The following is a 15,003-nucleotide window of genomic DNA, read 5'->3' as shown; positions in this document are numbered from 1 at the left end:
GGTCTCACTTCGAGGCCGGCTTCTCGAAACTCACCGCCGGCGGCGCCGAGATCTGCGCCTCGTTCTGCACCGTGAAGTTGGGCTTGGCCGCGTAGCCGAACACCATCGCGGTCAGGTTGCTCGGGAAGCTGCGCGCGAGCACGTTGTAGTCCTGCACCGCCTTGATGTAGCGGTTGCGCGCCACGGTGATGCGGTTCTCGGTGCCCTCGAGCTGCACGCGCAGGTCCTGGAAGCCCTGGTTGGCCTTCAGGTTCGGGTAGTTCTCGGTCACCACCAGCAGCCGCGACAGCGCGCCGCTCAGCTCGCCCTGCGCGGCCTGGAACTTCTGGAAGGCCTCGGGGTTGTTGATCAGCTCCGGCGTGGCCTGGATGCTGGTGGCCTTGGCGCGCGCCTCGACCACCTTGGTCAACGTCTCCTGCTCGAAGTTGGCCTCGCCCTTGACGGTGGCCACCACGTTGGGGATCAGGTCGGCACGGCGCTGGTACTGGTTCAGCACCTCGGCCCAGGCGCTCTTGGTGGCCTCGTCGAGGCGCTGGAAGTCGTTGTAGCCGCAGCCGCCGAGCGCCAGCGTGGCGAGCAGCGTCAGGGCGGTGAGAAGGCGTCGGAGCATGGGGTGGGTCCTTTCTGGGCGAACTCGGGGCGGCGCGCGGCAGTCTTCGGCACCGGTGTTGCGCAGATGCCGACGGCTGCGCCGGGTTCAAGCGGCGCTTAGCATCCTAACCACTGTGGCCTCATCTTTCGCACTCGATCCGACCACCGCCTTGCAGGCCGCCGCCCGCCCGCGGGCGCCGAACGCCCCGCCGCCCCGCCTGCTGGTGGCCGGCGCCGGGGGCCCACTCGGGCGCGAGGTGCTGAAGGAGGCGCTCGCCCACGGCCGCTATGCCAGCGTGGGCGTGCTGACACGCGCCCCGCTGCAGGCGGGCGTGCGCCGGCTGCGCGCGGTGCCCTTCGGTGACGGCGCGGACCTGCCGGCGAACGACATCGCCGTGGTGGTGTTCGACCGCGGCCGCGACCACTACGGCCGCGACGAGGCCTACCACCTGCCCGAGCCGCAGGCGCTGCCGGCGCTGGCGACGCGCCTGCGCGCCAGCGGCGTGCACACACTCGTGGTCGTGTGTCCCATCGCCCCGGCGCTGCTGCCGCAGGCCCTGCAGCACGGCCTGGCCAACCTCGACGAGCAGGCGGTCGCCGCGCTCGGCTTCGAGCGGCTGCTGTTCGTGCGGCCGACGCAGGACGCCGTGGCCGTCACCCTGACCACCTGGCCGCAGCGGCTGGCGCGCTGGATGCTCTCGCAGCTGCGCTACATGATCCCGCAGCAGGAGCGGCCGCTGCGCGCCGGCGCGGTGGCGGCCTTCGTGTTCGAGGTGCTGCGGCAATGGCGCGATGCCGCGCCGGGCACACGCGTCGCCGCGGCCCCGCTGCTGTGGGCGGCGGCGCAGAAGGAGGGACCGGAACCGGTGGTGCGAGTCTGGCTGCACGGCGACGCGACACTCCCTCTCCCACCCGGCGAGCCAGCGCCGGGGTAAGCGCCGCAACGTCCTCCGCACGCTGCTCCCTCTCTCGCACCGCGGGAGAGGGCTGGGGTGAGGGTGGGATCGAGGCGCACGACGGCCCCTCCCCCCGGCCCTCTCCCCGCCCGCGGGGAGAGGGAGTCGTTCAACGCCTCGCCGGCGGCTGCCAGCCGCTGCGCAGCACCTCCATCTGCTCCGCCCTCCGCTCTGCCGGCAGCGGCCCGCGCAGGCTGGTCAGCACCCAGCCCACACGCTCGGTGTCGATGGCCGTCAATGCGCCTGGCGCCGGCGCGGCGCGCAGCAGGCTCGCCAACCACGCAGCCTCCAGCGGCGTGAGCCGCGCGCTGCTCTTGCGCAGGTAGTGGCGCGCGGCCGCCTCGGCACCGCACACGCCCTCGCCCCAGGGCGCGATCGCCAGGTAGAGCTGCAGGATGCGGCCCTTGCCGAGCGTGCGCTCCATCTCCACCGCGTAGAGCAGCTCGCGCAGCTTGCGCACCGCCGAACGCTCGTCGCCGGTGTAGACCAGCTTGGCAAGCTGCTGCGTCAGCGTGCTGGCGCCCTGCGGCCGCGCGCCGCCCAATGCCGACGGCGGCTGCTTCTGGTTGGCGGACCACGCGGCCAGCAGTTGCGGCAGGTCGTAGCCGGCGTGCTCGGCGAAGCGCTGGTCCTCGGCCGCCACCACCGCGCGCGGCAGCCAGCCGATCACGCGCGTGCTGGCATCGCCGGCCGTCTGGCGCCATGGGTGGGCCGTGCAGGCCATCGCCGGCTCGGCGTCGAGCAGGGCCTCGGTGCCCAGGCCGCTCACCTCGAAGCCGTCGATGCGCGGCTGCACCACCAGGCGCCGCTCGGGCAGGCGCAGGTTCAGCTTCGCGGCCACGCGGCCGTCGATGTGCGCGCGCCGCAGTTCGGGAATCGCCGCGGGCCCGAAGGCCGCGTACACATCGGCCAGCGCGGTGTCGGCCAGCTCGGCGTCGATCACCAGCCCGGTGCTCGTGAGCTGCGCGCGGCCCTTCAGCACCACCGCCTGCTCGCCCTCGCCGAGCGTCAGCGTGCCGCGGTAGCGCTCCTGCGCCACGCGCTGCAGTTGCAGCTCGGCCTGCGGCAGCACCAGCGGCTGCGGCCCGAGCGCGTCGAAGGGCAGACGGCACGGCGCACAGCGGCCGGCCAGGCGGTCGGGCGCCACGCGCTGCCAGGTCCAGCGGCCGAGCGGCGTCTCGGTGCTGCGGCCATCGAGCAGCGCCAGCCCGAGCGGGTGCGTCGCCACGCGCAGCAGCGCCGGCACGCTGACCGGGCGCTCGAACTGCCAGCCGCGCGGGCCGATGCGCAGCGTGTGCGACCACTCGCCGGGCTGCGGCGCGAGCGCGTGGCAGGCCACGGCGAAGAGTGCCGCCGTCAGCGTGAGGAGGGTGGCGAGGAGGGTGAGGGTGATGAGGGTGCAGCGGCGCACGACCCCCTCACCCCAGCCCTCTCCCCCGCGGGCGGGGGAGAGGGAGCCGGAATTCACTCCCTCTCCCGCTCGCGGAAGAGGGTTGGGGTGAGGGCCGACATGCGAGCCGAAGTTCTTCATCGCATCTCTCCACCATCCACCACCGCCACCGTCGTCACCGCCTGCCAGGGCCCGGTCGAGCGGCCCAGCGCTGCGGCCCAGAACCACGCCGAGGTGTCGGTGTAGGCCTGGCCTTCCGCGTCGGCGATGCGCTCGCACACGCGCAGCCGCTGCGCACCGCGCTCGGCCTCGAAGCAGCGCCACAGCCGCTGCTGCGCGTCGCGCTCCAGGCGCGCGGCGGCGATGCTGTAGCCGAGGCCGCGGTAGCAGTCGGCCGCCGGGTGCAGCATGCGCGTGGGGCGCTGCACGTCGCGCAGCACCAGCAGGCGCTCGCCGTCGCTGAAGCGGCCGATCGCGCCGGGGAACGCATTGGCGAAGCGCTGCTCCACCGGGCTCAGCGCCAGCGGGCGCAGCGTGCGGCCGTCGAACTGCCGCGGCCATTCGACCGCGCGCAACGCCCCCTCGGCCGGACTCGCGTCGCGCGCCAGCGGCGCCAGCGCGCAGGCCGCGAGCAGCGCCGCGGCACCCAGCCGCACCAGGCCGCCGAGCGGCGCGGCTCGGCGCCGCAACGCCGCGCCCCAGCGCGCCAGCGGCTCGTCGGGCCGGCACTCAACGACGGTCTGCATGGCGCAACTCCTTCTCCTGATCACGCGTGGTCCACACCAGCACCGCCGCGCACACCGCGGCCGTGACCCCCAGGCCGATGGCCTGGTGCGCCGCTTCGCCCAGCCCCTGGGGCCGCGCCTCCAGCGCGACCAGCAGCGTGTTGCGCAGCACGTTGCCGCACAGCACCAGCAGGCCGACCACCGGCAGCCGGCGCAGCAGCACCGCGTCGCGCAGCCCGACCCACGCGGCCGCCGCGCAGGCGCAGAAGTAGCCCAGCCAGACCAGTTGCACGCCGGAGCACGGCGCGTCGACGATCACCAGCTGGCCCTGCACCGTCATCGCCGCACCGCTGCGCGCCGCGTCCAGGCCGGCGAGCTGCAGCGCCCAGGTGCTGAGCTGCGCCGTCAGCAGCCGCAGCGGGTAGCCGGCATAGAACTGCAGCGACGCCACCAGCGGCAACGCCAGCAGCGCCAGGCCGGCGAACGGCAGCCACGGCGCACCATCCGGGCGCCAGGCGGCGAAGGCCAGGCTCAGCGCCGCGACGGCCAGCACCGCCGCCGCCAGCGGCGGCAGCGCCCACAGTGCGAGCGTCGCCGCCGCGGTGACCCCTGCGCTCGCGGCGAACCAGCCCGGCCGCGGCGACGCGCGCAACCGCGGCGCCAGGCGCACGAGCACGACGCCCAGCATCGCCAGCGCGGCCAGGCCGAGCGGATCGTCCGAGCCGTCGAGCAGCCGGCCCGCCGCCCAGCGGCCGTGCGGCCACAGCGCGGCGGCCTGCAGCGCCAGCCAGGCGCCGGCGGGCAGCGCAGCCAGGCCGGGCGCGCCGGTGAGACGCAGGCGATAGGGAGCTTGGGCTTGCATGCTGCGGCTCCCGCTCACCGCACCAGGCGCCGCGGCTTGCGCCACAGGCGCTTGGCGCTCGAGCCGCCGCGGTGCCAGGCCGCCGCGCCCAGCAGCACCAGCACCACGCCCAGCGCGATCCACGCCGAAGGCTCCGGCGTGCTGGGCACCTCGGCGCCAATGGCGAGGTTGCTCACGCCCTGCGGCATGGGCGAGGGCTGGTCCACCGGCGTGCTGCCGCCGGCCGGGTTGCGCACCACACGGTCGACCGCGATGAAGCTGGTGTACTGCGTGAGCAGGCTGTAGCGCAGGCCCAGCGCCGTGATGGCCTCGCGCTGCGTGTCGCCGCCCTGCAGCGCCTCCTGGTCCGACAGCGACTGGATGCGGTGGCGCGCCCACAGGTGGCGCAGCGCGACCGACTGCGCATCGGGCGTGCCGACCGGCAGCATCGCCTGCCACGCGCCATGGGCTGCCTGGCCTTCGACGACGAGCTGGCCGCGCGGCTCGCCGCGCCACTTGCCGAACACCAGCACCGGGCGGCCGCCCAGCACGTCGGGCAGGCGCTCGGGTTCCACGTCGTAGGTGTCCAGGCCTTCGAAGCGCGCCTTCACCTGCGTGAGCACCGGCGCGTCGATCATGCGGCGCAGGCGCTCGGCCTGCGCGGCGGCCTGCTCCGGCCGGGTGACGATGAAGGGCTCGCCCTGGCCGGCACGCGCGATGCCTTCGATGAGATGGCGGTTGACCGAGCTGCCGATGCCGAAGGCGAACACGTTGGTCTGGCCGAGGTTCTTGCGGATGAGCTGGAACACCTCGCTCTCCACCGTGACGTAGCCGTCGGTCACCACGATCACGCTGCGCGAGACATCCGGCGCCTTGGGCAGCACGGCCACGCGCTTCAGGGCCGGCACGATCTCGGTGCTGCCGCTGCCGCCCATCTGCTTGATGGTGCGCAGCGCCTGCTCGATGTTGGCCTGCGTGGCCGGCACCGAGGTTTCGTTGAGCATGCGGTTGCTGCCCGAGAACAGCAGCACGTTGAAGGTGTCGCTGGGGCGCAGCCCGCCGATCAGGTGGCGCAGCAGCGTCTTGGCCGTGTCGAGCGGGTAGCCGTGCATGGAGCCCGAGATGTCGACCACGAAGACGTAGTCGCGCGGGTTGATCTGCGTGGTGGCGATGGCCTGGGGCGGCTCCACCATCGCGAGGAAGAAGTTCTCCTCGCCGGGCGCGCCGGGGAAGAGCGTGAGGCCCGAGGCGATGCCTTCGCCGGCCAGGCGGTAGTCGAGGATGAAATCGCGGTTGCCGTGGTGGCGGCTGGCCGCGGCCTCACCGCCCAGCGCGACGCGCGCGCCGCGGGTGCCCTCGCCTTCGACCTCGATTTCGTGCGAGCTGGAGCGCAGGCCGCTCACCGGCAGCGGCGAGGCGAAGGCCACACGCAGGTCGAAGCGGGTTTCAGACGCCTCGCCGGCCGGCAGGTAGGGCACGGCGGGGAAGCTGCCGGATGGCGCTGCCGTGCCGTTTGCTTGTTCTTCAGTGGTTGCGGCCTTGTTGGCGGGGGAGCGATAGCGCGGGCCCACCACGGTGGGGAACACGAACTGGTAGCGCCCCTCGGTGGGCGGCAGCAGCTCGGTGTAGCGCAGCTCCACCGCCACCTCGTCGCCCGGCAGGATGTTGGCCACGTTCATCGAGAACACGTTGGGCCGCTCCTGCTCCAGCAGCGCGGCGGTCTTGCCCTCGCGCTTGGCGGCCTCGAACTCGATGCGGGCGCGCTGCTTCTCGCGGATGTCGGCGACGATCACACGATTGCCGATGCGCACCGCCATGGCGTGCACCGCGGCCTGCGTGGAGCCGGGGAAGACATAGCGCGCCTCGATGGGCCGCTGGCCCTCGTTGCGGTAGCGCTGGGTCACCGTGACGTCGGCGATCGGCCCGGCGATGCGCGCGTCGACCTCGGTGGCCTTCAGCGGCAGGCGGTCAACGCTCGGGTCGTCGCTCTTGACGAAGAAGTAGGGGCTCTCGGCGCGCCGCGCGTCGGCATCGTCGGCCTGCGCCGGCAGCGCGACGAGCAGCAGGCTCGCCAGGCAGGCGAGCGCCAGGACCACGGCCCACAGCCGGCCCGGGCGCGACAGGGGGCGCAGCGGGACGACGGCGCGCGGACGCAGGGAGGGGAAGAACATGGCGGGCTCCTGAGGCGACGTGCCGCGAGGTGGGCACGGGGAGGAGCTTCCGCGGGGGGTGAGAAAGAACTAGGAAGTCGGGGAGTGGGTGTGTGAAGGGGGCGTGAAGTCGGGGTGAAGGCGGAAGAGTCGCTACTGCCACGCTGACTTGCACTCAATCAATGCGGGGAAGGGCTGCAATCGGCCAGAGGCGGACCCTAGACCAGGGACCCACAAGCGGTCGTTCGGAATTGATCGACGATGCTCTGAGGGAGTGCATGCGCTCGGCTCGCCTGAAATTCTGTGCTGGGCATAAGCGGAAAGAAGAAGCCCGATCGCGTGCCACAGGCATCCCGGTCGCTGAAGCTATGCTTCTCCCCTGAACCGCAGGAGCGCGACGTGAAGACCATCTCAGTGTTTAACAACAAGGGAGGCGTGGGCAAGACCACCTTGACCTTCCACCTTGCGCATGCCCTCGCGGAGCTAGGCCACCGCGCGCTCCTGATTGACCTCGACCCCCAGTGCAACCTGACCATCTACGGCATGGACCAGGACGCGCTGCATGACGTCTGGAGGGAAGAGGACGCGTTCGTGGCTGACTTCAAGTCGGCCCAGCAAAAGTTGACCGCGAACGAGTTCAACAATCTGATCGCTCAGACGCGTTCCATCCACTTCCTGCTTAAACCTGTCGAGGACGGCATCGATGACCTGCCTAGCCTCCCGCCACCTCGCAAGCTGGCGAACAACCTGGACTTGATTCCAGGACGACTGACCATGCACCTCTACGAGGACGCTGTCGCTCGCCGCTGGAGCGAGGTCTACCAAGGTGACCCCCTGGCGGTCAGAACGGCAACCCGGCCACGGGAGCTGGCTATCGCCTACGCGAAGCAGTTCGGCTACGACTTCGTGATCATGGACACGTCGCCCAGCCTGGGCACCTTGAACCGACTTGTCATCTCGACCACCGACGGCTTCTTGATCCCCTGCATGCCGGACATGTTCTCCCTGTACGGCATCCGCAACATCGGTAACGCGCTTGCGGTCTGGAAGAAGCAGTTCGACACCATCTACCACCTGCTGTCCAACGAAAAGCGCGCGCTGTTTCCCGAAAACTTCGTGCGCCTGCTCGGCTTCACCATCTACAACGCGAAGCGGTATTCGGGCGCGTCCAAGTGGGACTTGGCCCAGGCTCACTTCAACTACGCAACGCAGATTCCGCAAGCGATCGCCGAATTCATTCCCGAGGCGGTGCGTGACCATCTCGACCCGTCGGTGTGGTCTCATCCAATCGGCGACACCGCCATCATGCACACGCACAACACCATGCCCGCCATGGCGCAAAAGTACCACCGCCCGATGTGGAAGGTACCCAGCGCTCTACTGGAACATGAGGACACCTCTACGGTCAGCGGCAACCGTGGTCTTTACCAGGCAACACAGGAGCTGTATCACGCCTTCGCGAAAGACCTCTTGAACCGCCTGAACTCCTTGAAGTGAGGGCGAGGCCATGCCTGAGCAGCACACCGTCGACCTCGCTCTCACCGCGTACGAGGAGCGCCGTCATGAGCTCTCGATTTTCATGAAAGGGGTCGAGGGCTGGTTCGCGAGCCACCCGAAGCTGACGGGCGGCTCCACGTCCACCGTGCATTCAGTCAAGTCGCGGCTCAAGGACTCGGGTCACCTGAAGGACAAGATCGTCAGAAAGCAGGCGGGCGGCGATCCCATCACCGCCGAGAACTTATTCACCCGCGTCACCGACCTCGCCGGCGTCCGCGTGCTGCACTTGTACCAAGAGCAATCACAGGCCATCCACGCCGCGATCATCGACAAGGTGGAGAACCAGCGAGATTGGGTGTTCAACGAGCCGCCGAGAGCCTACACCTGGGACCCTGAGGCACAGGGCTTCTTTGCCAACATGGGACTAGAGGTTCAGGTGAAGGACAGCTTTTACACCAGCGTTCATTACCTGGTGCGGCCGCGTGCGGACTCGCCGCACTGCTGCGAGATTCAGGTGCGCACTCTCTTCGAGGAGATATGGGGAGAGGTCGACCACACCCTGAACTACCCGAACCCCACCGACAACGTCGCATGCCGCGAGCAGCTCCGTGTGCTGACGAAGGTTGTTGGCGCGGGCAGCCGCCTCGTTGACGCGATCTTCCGCACGGCGGCTAGCGTTTCTACAAGGTAGTAGCCTAACGCCAAGGTGTTCAGGCTGCCCGGTGCCGCTCGCGGCTCACTCGGCACAACGCGCTATGCGCAATAGCTGAATAGCTGAATAGCTGAATAGCTGAATAGCATGATTCGGCGATTGACCGCTTCCTTGTTGTCCGATTGCCTGCAATCGGTCGTTAGCAGACCAACGAGCGAAAGCCCGGTTCAGCCCGGCGCCACCATCGGCAACGACAACACCGCCACCGCCCCCACCCCATCCCCCGCGTTCCGCAGACTCACCCTTCCCCGGTGCAGCTCCGCAATCTCCTTCACGAACGCCAGCCCCAGCCCCGTGCTCTTCTTCTGCGAGTGCGGCCGCGCCAGCGAGTAGAAGCGTTCGAACACCTTGTCGTCGGCGTAGTCGGGGATGCCGGGGCCCTGGTCGCGCACGATGATGTCGACGCTGCCGCCGCGTTGGCCGTTGACCGCGAGTTGCAGCGTCACGCGGCCGCCGGTGGGTGAGAAGTCGATGGCGTTGTCGAGCAGGTTGCCGATGGCGCGGCGCAGCAGCAGCGCGTCGCCTTCCACGATGGCCTCTTCGCCCGCACCGCCCTCATCGCCTTCGCCGCCCGGCAGCACCACCACCACCTCGATGCGCCGCGCCGCGGCCACCGGCTGCGCGCTGGCGGCCAGTTCCTCGAGCAGCGGGCGCAGGGCCACGGCCTCGGGGTGCTCGATCTGGCGGCGTGACTCCAGCGCGGCCAGCTCCATCATGCGGTCCACCAGTTCCTGGATGCGCAGCGTCTCGCGCTGGATGTTGCCCAGGAAGCGCTGGCGGTCGGCCTCCGGCATGGCGGGCTCGTCGTTCAGCAGCTCGGCCGCGCCGCGGATGGCCGACAGCGGGCTCTTCAGCTCGTGGGTGAGCGTCTGCACGTAGTCGGCCACGTAGTTGCGGCCGGCCAGTGCGTCGCGCATCTCGTCGAAGGCGGCGCCCAGCGCGCCCACGGTGCGGCGGCCCAGCCGCCGCAGGCTCAGGCTGCGCTGGGTGCGCACGTAGCGCCACAGGTCGCTCACCAGGCCGAAAGGCCGAACCAGCCACACCGACACGATCAACACCAGCAGCAGCACCGCGGCCACCGAGGTGGCGCCCACCAGCAGCGTGCGGCGGCGCGCTTTTTCCACGAACTGGCCGAAGCTCTGCACCGGCTTGCCCACCGACACGGCGCCCACGATCTCATTGCCCACGACGATGGGCGCGGCCACGTACATCACCGAGGTGTGGGGGTCGCCGTCCACGTCGGCCGAGGTGCGCGCGCCGTACTCGCCGGCCAGCGCCAGCCGCACGTCACGCCAGGCCGAGTGGTCCTCGCCCTCGTGCCGGGCCAGGGAGTCGAACAGCACGAGCCCGGAGCGGTCGACCACGGTGGTGCGCAGCTCCACGCGGGTCTTCTCGAAGCCAAAGATGTTTGCCTTGAACTCGCGTGCGTAGAGCGCGCGGAACACCGGGCGCAGCGCGTCGATGGCAATGCCCTCCTCGCTGGAGCGCGACTCGATCCAGCTGGCCATCAGGTGCGCCGTTTCCACCAGCGATTCCTCGGCCGATTCGCGGTAGCGCGGGTCGATGTCGCCCACCAGCCGCCACAGCAGCAGCGCCACGCCCAGCGCGTAGGCGAGCAGGATGCCGATGAAGATGCGGTTGCGCTTGGTCAATGGAGCCCCCACGGCCCTGCGGGCCTGCCCCCCGCGGGGGCGCTCGCCGGCTTGGGGGCGGCCCGGCGCCGGCTCATCACGCGGCGGGCAGCGAAGCCGGTAGGTCTTCGGCCAGCGCGTAGCCGCTGCCGCGGTGCGTGCGTATGGGCTCCAGCGTGGGCGCCACCGCCTTGAGCTTGGCACGCAGCGTCTTCACGTGGGCGTCCACGGTGCGGTCGAAGCTGTCGCCGGGGTCGTCCCACACCTTTTCCAGGAGCACGTCGCGGGTGTAGACGTGGCCCGGGCGCTCGGCCAGGGTCTTGAGCAGGCCGTACTCGTAGCGCGACAGCTCCAGCGGCCGGCCGTAGTAGCGGATGCGGCGGCGGCCGTCGTCCACGTCGATCGGCGTGGGGGCGCTGGTGGCCGCTGCCGGCGGCAAGGCGCCGGCCACGGTGGTGGGCGGCGGCGAAGCAGAGGCGCGTGCCGTGCGGCGCAGCACGGTGCGCACGCGCGCCACCAGCTCGCGCGGCGAGAAGGGCTTGGCCACGTAGTCGTCGGCGCCGAGTTCGAGGCCCACCACGCGGTCGATCTCGTCGCTGCGCGCGGTGAGGAAGACGACGGGCAGATCGGCCGCGCGCTCGCGGATGCGCTTGAAGAGCTCGAAGCCGTTGAGGTCGGGCAGGCCCACGTCCAGGATCACCAGCGCCGGGGCGGGCGCCTGCGGCGGCAGATGCTGCAGCGCCGCCTCGCCGGTGGCGCACCACAGCGGCTCGAAGCCTTCGGTGCGCAGGGCGTAGCTCAGCGTGTCGGCGATGCCGGGTTCGTCTTCGACGATCAGGATCTGCGCGCGGGCCATGGTCGGCGCCGATGATAGGGCCGTGATAATCGTCCGATGACTGCCGCCACCTCCATCCCCCTGCCGCCGCTGGCGAACGACCGCTTCCTGCGCGCCTGCCTGCGCCTGCCCACCGACGTGACGCCGGTGTGGCTGATGCGCCAGGCCGGCCGCTACCTGAGCGAGTACCGCGACACGCGCGCCAAGGCCGGCAGCTTCATGGGCCTGGCCACCAACCCGCAGTACGCCACCGAGGTGACGCTGCAGCCGCTGGACCGCTACCCGCTCGACGCGGCCATCCTGTTCAGCGACATCCTCACCGTGCCCGACGCCATGGGCCTGGGCCTGAGCTTCGCGCAGGGCGAGGGCCCGCGCTTCGCGCACCCGCTGCGCGACGAGGCCGACGTGGCGAAGCTGCAGGTGCCCGACATGGACAAGCTGCGCTACGTGTTCGACGCGGTGGCGTCGATCCGGCGAGCGCTGGCGCCGGGCGGCGCGCCGGGCCGGGTGCCGCTGATCGGCTTCTCGGGCAGCCCGTGGACGCTGGCCTGCTACATGGTCGAGGGCGCGGGCAGCGACGACTACCGGCTGGTGAAGACCATGCTCTACCGCCGGCCCGACCTGATGCACCGCATCCTCGAGGTGAACGCCGACGCGGTGGCCGCCTACCTGAACGCGCAGATCGAGGCCGGTGCGCAGGCGGTGATGATCTTCGACAGCTGGGGCGGCGTGCTGGCCGACGGCGCCTTCCAGCGCTTCAGCCTGACCTACACCGAGCGCGTGCTGCGCCAGTTGAAGAAGAAACACGACGGCTATCGCGTGCCGCAGATCGTGTTCACCAAGGGCGGCGGGCTGTGGCTCGAAGCCATTGCCGACAGCGGCTGCGACGTGGTGGGCCTGGACTGGACCATGAACCTGGGCGCGGCGCGCGCGCGCGTGGGCGACCGCGTGGCCCTGCAAGGCAACCTGGACCCGAACGTGCTGTTCGCCGACCCCGAGCAGATCCGCGCCGAGGTGGCGCGCACGCTGGAGAGTTTCGGCCCGCCGTCGGCCGGCAGCGGCCATGTGTTCAACCTCGGCCACGGCATCAGCCAGCACACCCCGCCCGACAGCGTGAGCGTGCTGGTGGATGCGGTCCATTCGTATTCACGCCAGCAGCGCGGGGCCGCCGGCTGACCGGGTGGTCGAGACGCCGCTGGGCGCGCCCGGCAAGCCGGGTTTACCCGTGAACGGCGCCCGCGAGGCCTGACTTATCCCCAGAATCGTGTCAAGCCCCGCACCGCGATGAGACTGCTGCATCGCAACAGCCTTTCGACCGTGGAACGCGCTAAGTCGTTGATTCTTATATAGACATTTTTCTGCCTTCGAAAGCATCAGCGCAAGCCTCGGCCTGTGCTATCAATCAGTTAGCTCGCGTTTGCGCAGGTTTCCCACAAAGTTTTCCACAGGGCACGTGGATAGCTCGAAAACCCCAAACGAATCAATAGCTTGGCCGCTTTCCTTGATAAGAACTTGAGATTCCTTGGGCAAGTCATCCTCATCGCAGGCGGTCGCCGCGTCGGCACCGGCGGCGGGCGCTGAGCCCCTCGCCCCGGTCTCGGAGCGGGTCGTCGTGCCGGTGGTGATCGATGCGCCGCAGTACAGCGGGTTGAAGGCGGCGCTCGATTACTTGAGCGAGCGCCCGCTCCTGCCGGGCACGCTGCTGCGTGTGCCGCTGGGCCGCCGCGAGGTGCTGGGCGTGGCCTGGGACGCGAGGCCCGGGGAGGGCTCGGCGGTGCCGGAAGGCGTGATGCTGCGCGAGGTGGCGGCGGTGTTCGACGCGCTGCCGCCGCTGCCGGCCGCGTGGCGGGAGCTGGTGGACTTCGCCGCGTCGTACTACCAGCGCAGCCCGGGCGAGGTGGCGCTGGCGGTGCTGCCGCCCGAGCTGCGCACGCTCAGCGCCACGCAGCTGGACCGCCGGCTCAAACGGCTGCGCGCCAGGCTGCTGCCACCCAGCGGCGAACACAGTGCCCTGCCGGACCCCAGCGCCGAGCAGGCGCAGGTGCTGCAGGCACTGGCCGGGACCGCCGCAAACGCCAGCGTGACGCTCCTGCACGGCAGCACCGGCAGCGGCAAGACCGAGATCTATCTGCGCGAGGCGCAGCGCGTGGTCGAGGCCGGCCGCCAGGCGCTGGTGCTGGTGCCGGAGATCAACCTCACGCCGCAGCTCGAAGAGCGCTTCCTGGCCCGCTTCCCGGGCCGCCGGGTGGTGTCACTGCACAGCGGGCTGACGCCGGCGCGCCGCCTGAAGCACTGGCTGATGGTGCTGCTGGGCGAGGCCGACCTGGTGCTCGGCACGCGCCTGGCGGTGTTCGCGCCGCTGCCGCGGCTGGGACTGGTGATCGTCGACGAGGAGCACGACCCGTCCTACAAGCAGCAGGAGGGCGCGCGCTACTCGGCCCGCGACCTGGCGGTGGTGCGTGGCCGCATCGAGGGGGTGCCGGTGCTGCTGGGCTCGGCCACACCCTCGCTGGAGAGCTGGCACAACGCGCTGCCGGTGGCCGAGGGCGGCGCCGGCCGCTACGCCCGCCTGACGATGGCCGCACGCATCGGCGGTGGCGTGCTGCCCGCGGTGCGGCTGGTCGACATGAGCCGGCTACCGAAGGAGGTGCTGCGCGACAGCGCGCTGTCGCCCGCGCTGCTGGGCGCGCTGCGCGAGCGGCTGGCGCGCGGCGAGCAGAGCCTGGTGCTGCTGAACCGCCGCGGCTACGCGCCGGTGCTGCATTGCACCGAATGCGGCTGGAAGAGTGCCTGCGCGCACTGCAGCGCCTGGCGGGTGTTCCACAAGCTCGACCGCACGCTGCGCTGCCATCACTGCGGGCTCACCGAGCGCGTGCCGCGCGCCTGCCCGGATTGCGGCAATGCCGACATCCAGCCGACCGGCCGCGGCACCGAACGCCTGGAGGAGCAGCTGGCGCTGGCGCTGCCGGGCGCGCGCGTCGGCCGCATCGACGCCGACACCACGCGGCGCAGCGGCGCGCTGGAGGCCGAGCTGGCCCGCGTGCATGCCGGCGAGGTGGACGTGCTGGTGGGCACGCAGATGATCGCCAAGGGCCACGACTTCCGGCGCATGACATTGGTGGCGGCGGTGAACCCCGACGCGGCGCTGTTCAGCAGCGACTTCCGCGCGCCGGAGCGCCAGTTCTCGCTGCTGATGCAGGCCGCCGGCCGCGCCGGCCGCGCGGCGGAGCAGGCCGATCGCGCGGAGATGTGGGTGCAGACCTGGCACCCGCAGCACGCGCTGTACGCGGCGCTGCGCACGCACGACTACGCGGCCTTCGCGCAGGCGCAGCTCGCCGAGCGGCGCTCGGCGGGCCTGCCGCCCCACACCCATCTGGCGCTGCTGCGCGCCGATGCACGCGAGCAGGCGGTAGCGCAGGCCTGGCTGCGGGTGGTGAGCGACGAGGCCCGCGAACTCGCCGAGCAGCACCAGGTGGCGCTCTACCCGCCGGTGCCGCTGAGCGTGCAGCGCGTGGCCGACATGGAGCGGGCGCAATTGCTGGTGGAGTCGGCCTCGCGGCCGGCGCTGCAGCGCTTCCTCGCGGCCTGGGACGCCACGCTGCGGCACAAGCGGCCGGAGCAGAAGGGGCTGTTGCGCTGGGCCGTCGACGTGGACCCGCTGGCGATCTAGGCTTG

12 protein-coding genes are annotated in these 15,003 nt (G+C 71.0%); 5 read left to right on the top strand and 7 right to left on the bottom strand.

The window, feature by feature from the left end; genetic code table 11:
* Window positions 1–4 precede the first annotated feature (4 nt).
* Entirely contained in the window at window positions 5–610 is a 606-nt protein-coding gene (locus ASC67_RS11575; protein WP_056320132.1) for a LemA family protein, read from the bottom strand.
* Between the two features lie 115 nt (window positions 611–725).
* Here ASC67_RS11575 and ASC67_RS11570 point away from each other — a divergent pair, with 115 nt between their 5' ends.
* Entirely contained in the window at window positions 726–1,526 is an 801-nt protein-coding gene (locus ASC67_RS11570; protein WP_156466744.1) for a hypothetical protein, read from the top strand.
* Between the two features lie 130 nt (window positions 1,527–1,656).
* On the opposite strand, the gene ASC67_RS11565 is transcribed toward ASC67_RS11570, so the two are convergent.
* The 4 genes from ASC67_RS11565 to ASC67_RS11550 all read right to left on the bottom strand — a co-directional run bounded on the left by ASC67_RS11565 (window position 1,657) and on the right by ASC67_RS11550 (window position 6,674).
* Window positions 1,657–2,958 (bottom strand): biosynthetic peptidoglycan transglycosylase, encoded by a 1,302-nt coding sequence (locus tag ASC67_RS11565; RefSeq protein ID WP_056320124.1) that lies wholly within the window; start codon window positions 2,956–2,958, stop codon window positions 1,657–1,659.
* A 116-nt stretch (window positions 2,959–3,074) separates the two neighbouring features.
* Complete coding sequence (locus ASC67_RS11560; protein ID WP_056320121.1) at window positions 3,075–3,683, bottom strand: hypothetical protein; 609 nt, start codon at window positions 3,681–3,683, stop codon at window positions 3,075–3,077.
* Window positions 3,667–4,524, bottom strand: a complete 858-nt coding sequence (gene xrtQ, locus ASC67_RS11555) for an exosortase Q (protein WP_056320877.1) — start codon at window positions 4,522–4,524, stop codon at window positions 3,667–3,669. The genes ASC67_RS11560 and xrtQ overlap by 17 nt, the downstream gene beginning before the upstream one ends.
* 14 nt (window positions 4,525–4,538) lie before the next feature.
* Entirely contained in the window at window positions 4,539–6,674 is a 2,136-nt protein-coding gene (locus tag ASC67_RS11550; protein WP_056320117.1) for a VIT domain-containing protein, read from the bottom strand.
* 378 nt (window positions 6,675–7,052) lie between these two features.
* Between ASC67_RS11550 and ASC67_RS11545 the strand changes: the two genes are divergently transcribed.
* A complete protein-coding gene (locus ASC67_RS11545) occupies window positions 7,053–8,150 on the top strand; it encodes a ParA family protein (protein ID WP_056320114.1) in 1,098 nt (365 codons plus the stop codon).
* 10 nt (window positions 8,151–8,160) lie between these two features.
* Window positions 8,161–8,841 carry a RelA/SpoT domain-containing protein gene (locus ASC67_RS11540; RefSeq protein ID WP_056320111.1) on the top strand — a complete coding sequence of 227 codons (681 nt, stop codon included), beginning with the start codon at window positions 8,161–8,163 and terminating at the stop codon, window positions 8,839–8,841.
* A gap of 188 nt (window positions 8,842–9,029) precedes the next feature.
* On the opposite strand, the gene creC is transcribed toward ASC67_RS11540, so the two are convergent.
* Both creC and creB read right to left on the bottom strand, forming a co-directional pair.
* Entirely contained in the window at window positions 9,030–10,514 is a 1,485-nt protein-coding gene (gene creC, locus ASC67_RS11535) for a two-component system sensor histidine kinase CreC (protein ID WP_056320104.1), read from the bottom strand.
* A gap of 76 nt (window positions 10,515–10,590) precedes the next feature.
* Window positions 10,591–11,349: a two-component system response regulator CreB gene (gene creB, locus ASC67_RS11530; protein ID WP_056320102.1), complete on the bottom strand. Its 759-nt coding sequence runs from the start codon at window positions 11,347–11,349 to the stop codon at window positions 10,591–10,593.
* 36 nt (window positions 11,350–11,385) lie between these two features.
* Here creB and hemE point away from each other — a divergent pair, with 36 nt between their 5' ends.
* Together hemE and priA are read left to right on the top strand one after the other, a co-directional pair.
* On the top strand, window positions 11,386–12,504 hold the full coding sequence (gene hemE, locus ASC67_RS11525; RefSeq protein WP_056320099.1) for a uroporphyrinogen decarboxylase: 1,119 nt from the start codon (window positions 11,386–11,388) through the stop codon (window positions 12,502–12,504).
* A 346-nt stretch (window positions 12,505–12,850) separates the two neighbouring features.
* Complete coding sequence (gene priA / locus ASC67_RS11520) at window positions 12,851–14,998, top strand: primosomal protein N' (RefSeq protein ID WP_082535966.1); 2,148 nt, start codon at window positions 12,851–12,853, stop codon at window positions 14,996–14,998.
* The last annotated feature ends 5 nt before the right edge of the window (window positions 14,999–15,003 follow it).

Origin of the sequence: Methylibium sp. Root1272, assembly GCF_001425905.1 — a bacterium.
Classification (GTDB): Bacteria; Pseudomonadota; Gammaproteobacteria; order Burkholderiales; family Burkholderiaceae_C; genus Methylibium.
Note: the sequence above shows the minus strand (reverse complement) of the source record. Positions and strands in the feature narration are given on the sequence as shown.

Excerpts from the sequence above, each read along its gene's own strand:
- ASC67_RS11550 (WP_056320117.1), bottom strand. The coding sequence starts at position 6,674 with ATGTTCTTCCCCTCCCTGCGTCCGCGCGCCGTCGTCCCGCTGCGCCCC.
- ASC67_RS11575 (WP_056320132.1), bottom strand. The coding sequence starts at position 610 with ATGCTCCGACGCCTTCTCACCGCCCTGACGCTGCTCGCCACGCTGGCG.
- ASC67_RS11560 (WP_056320121.1), bottom strand. The coding sequence starts at position 3,683 with ATGCAGACCGTCGTTGAGTGCCGGCCCGACGAGCCGCTGGCGCGCTGG.
- ASC67_RS11540 (WP_056320111.1), top strand. The coding sequence starts at position 8,161 with ATGCCTGAGCAGCACACCGTCGACCTCGCTCTCACCGCGTACGAGGAG.
- hemE (WP_056320099.1), top strand. The coding sequence starts at position 11,386 with ATGACTGCCGCCACCTCCATCCCCCTGCCGCCGCTGGCGAACGACCGC.
- creB (WP_056320102.1), bottom strand. The coding sequence starts at position 11,349 with ATGGCCCGCGCGCAGATCCTGATCGTCGAAGACGAACCCGGCATCGCC.
- xrtQ (WP_056320877.1), bottom strand. The coding sequence starts at position 4,524 with ATGCAAGCCCAAGCTCCCTATCGCCTGCGTCTCACCGGCGCGCCCGGC.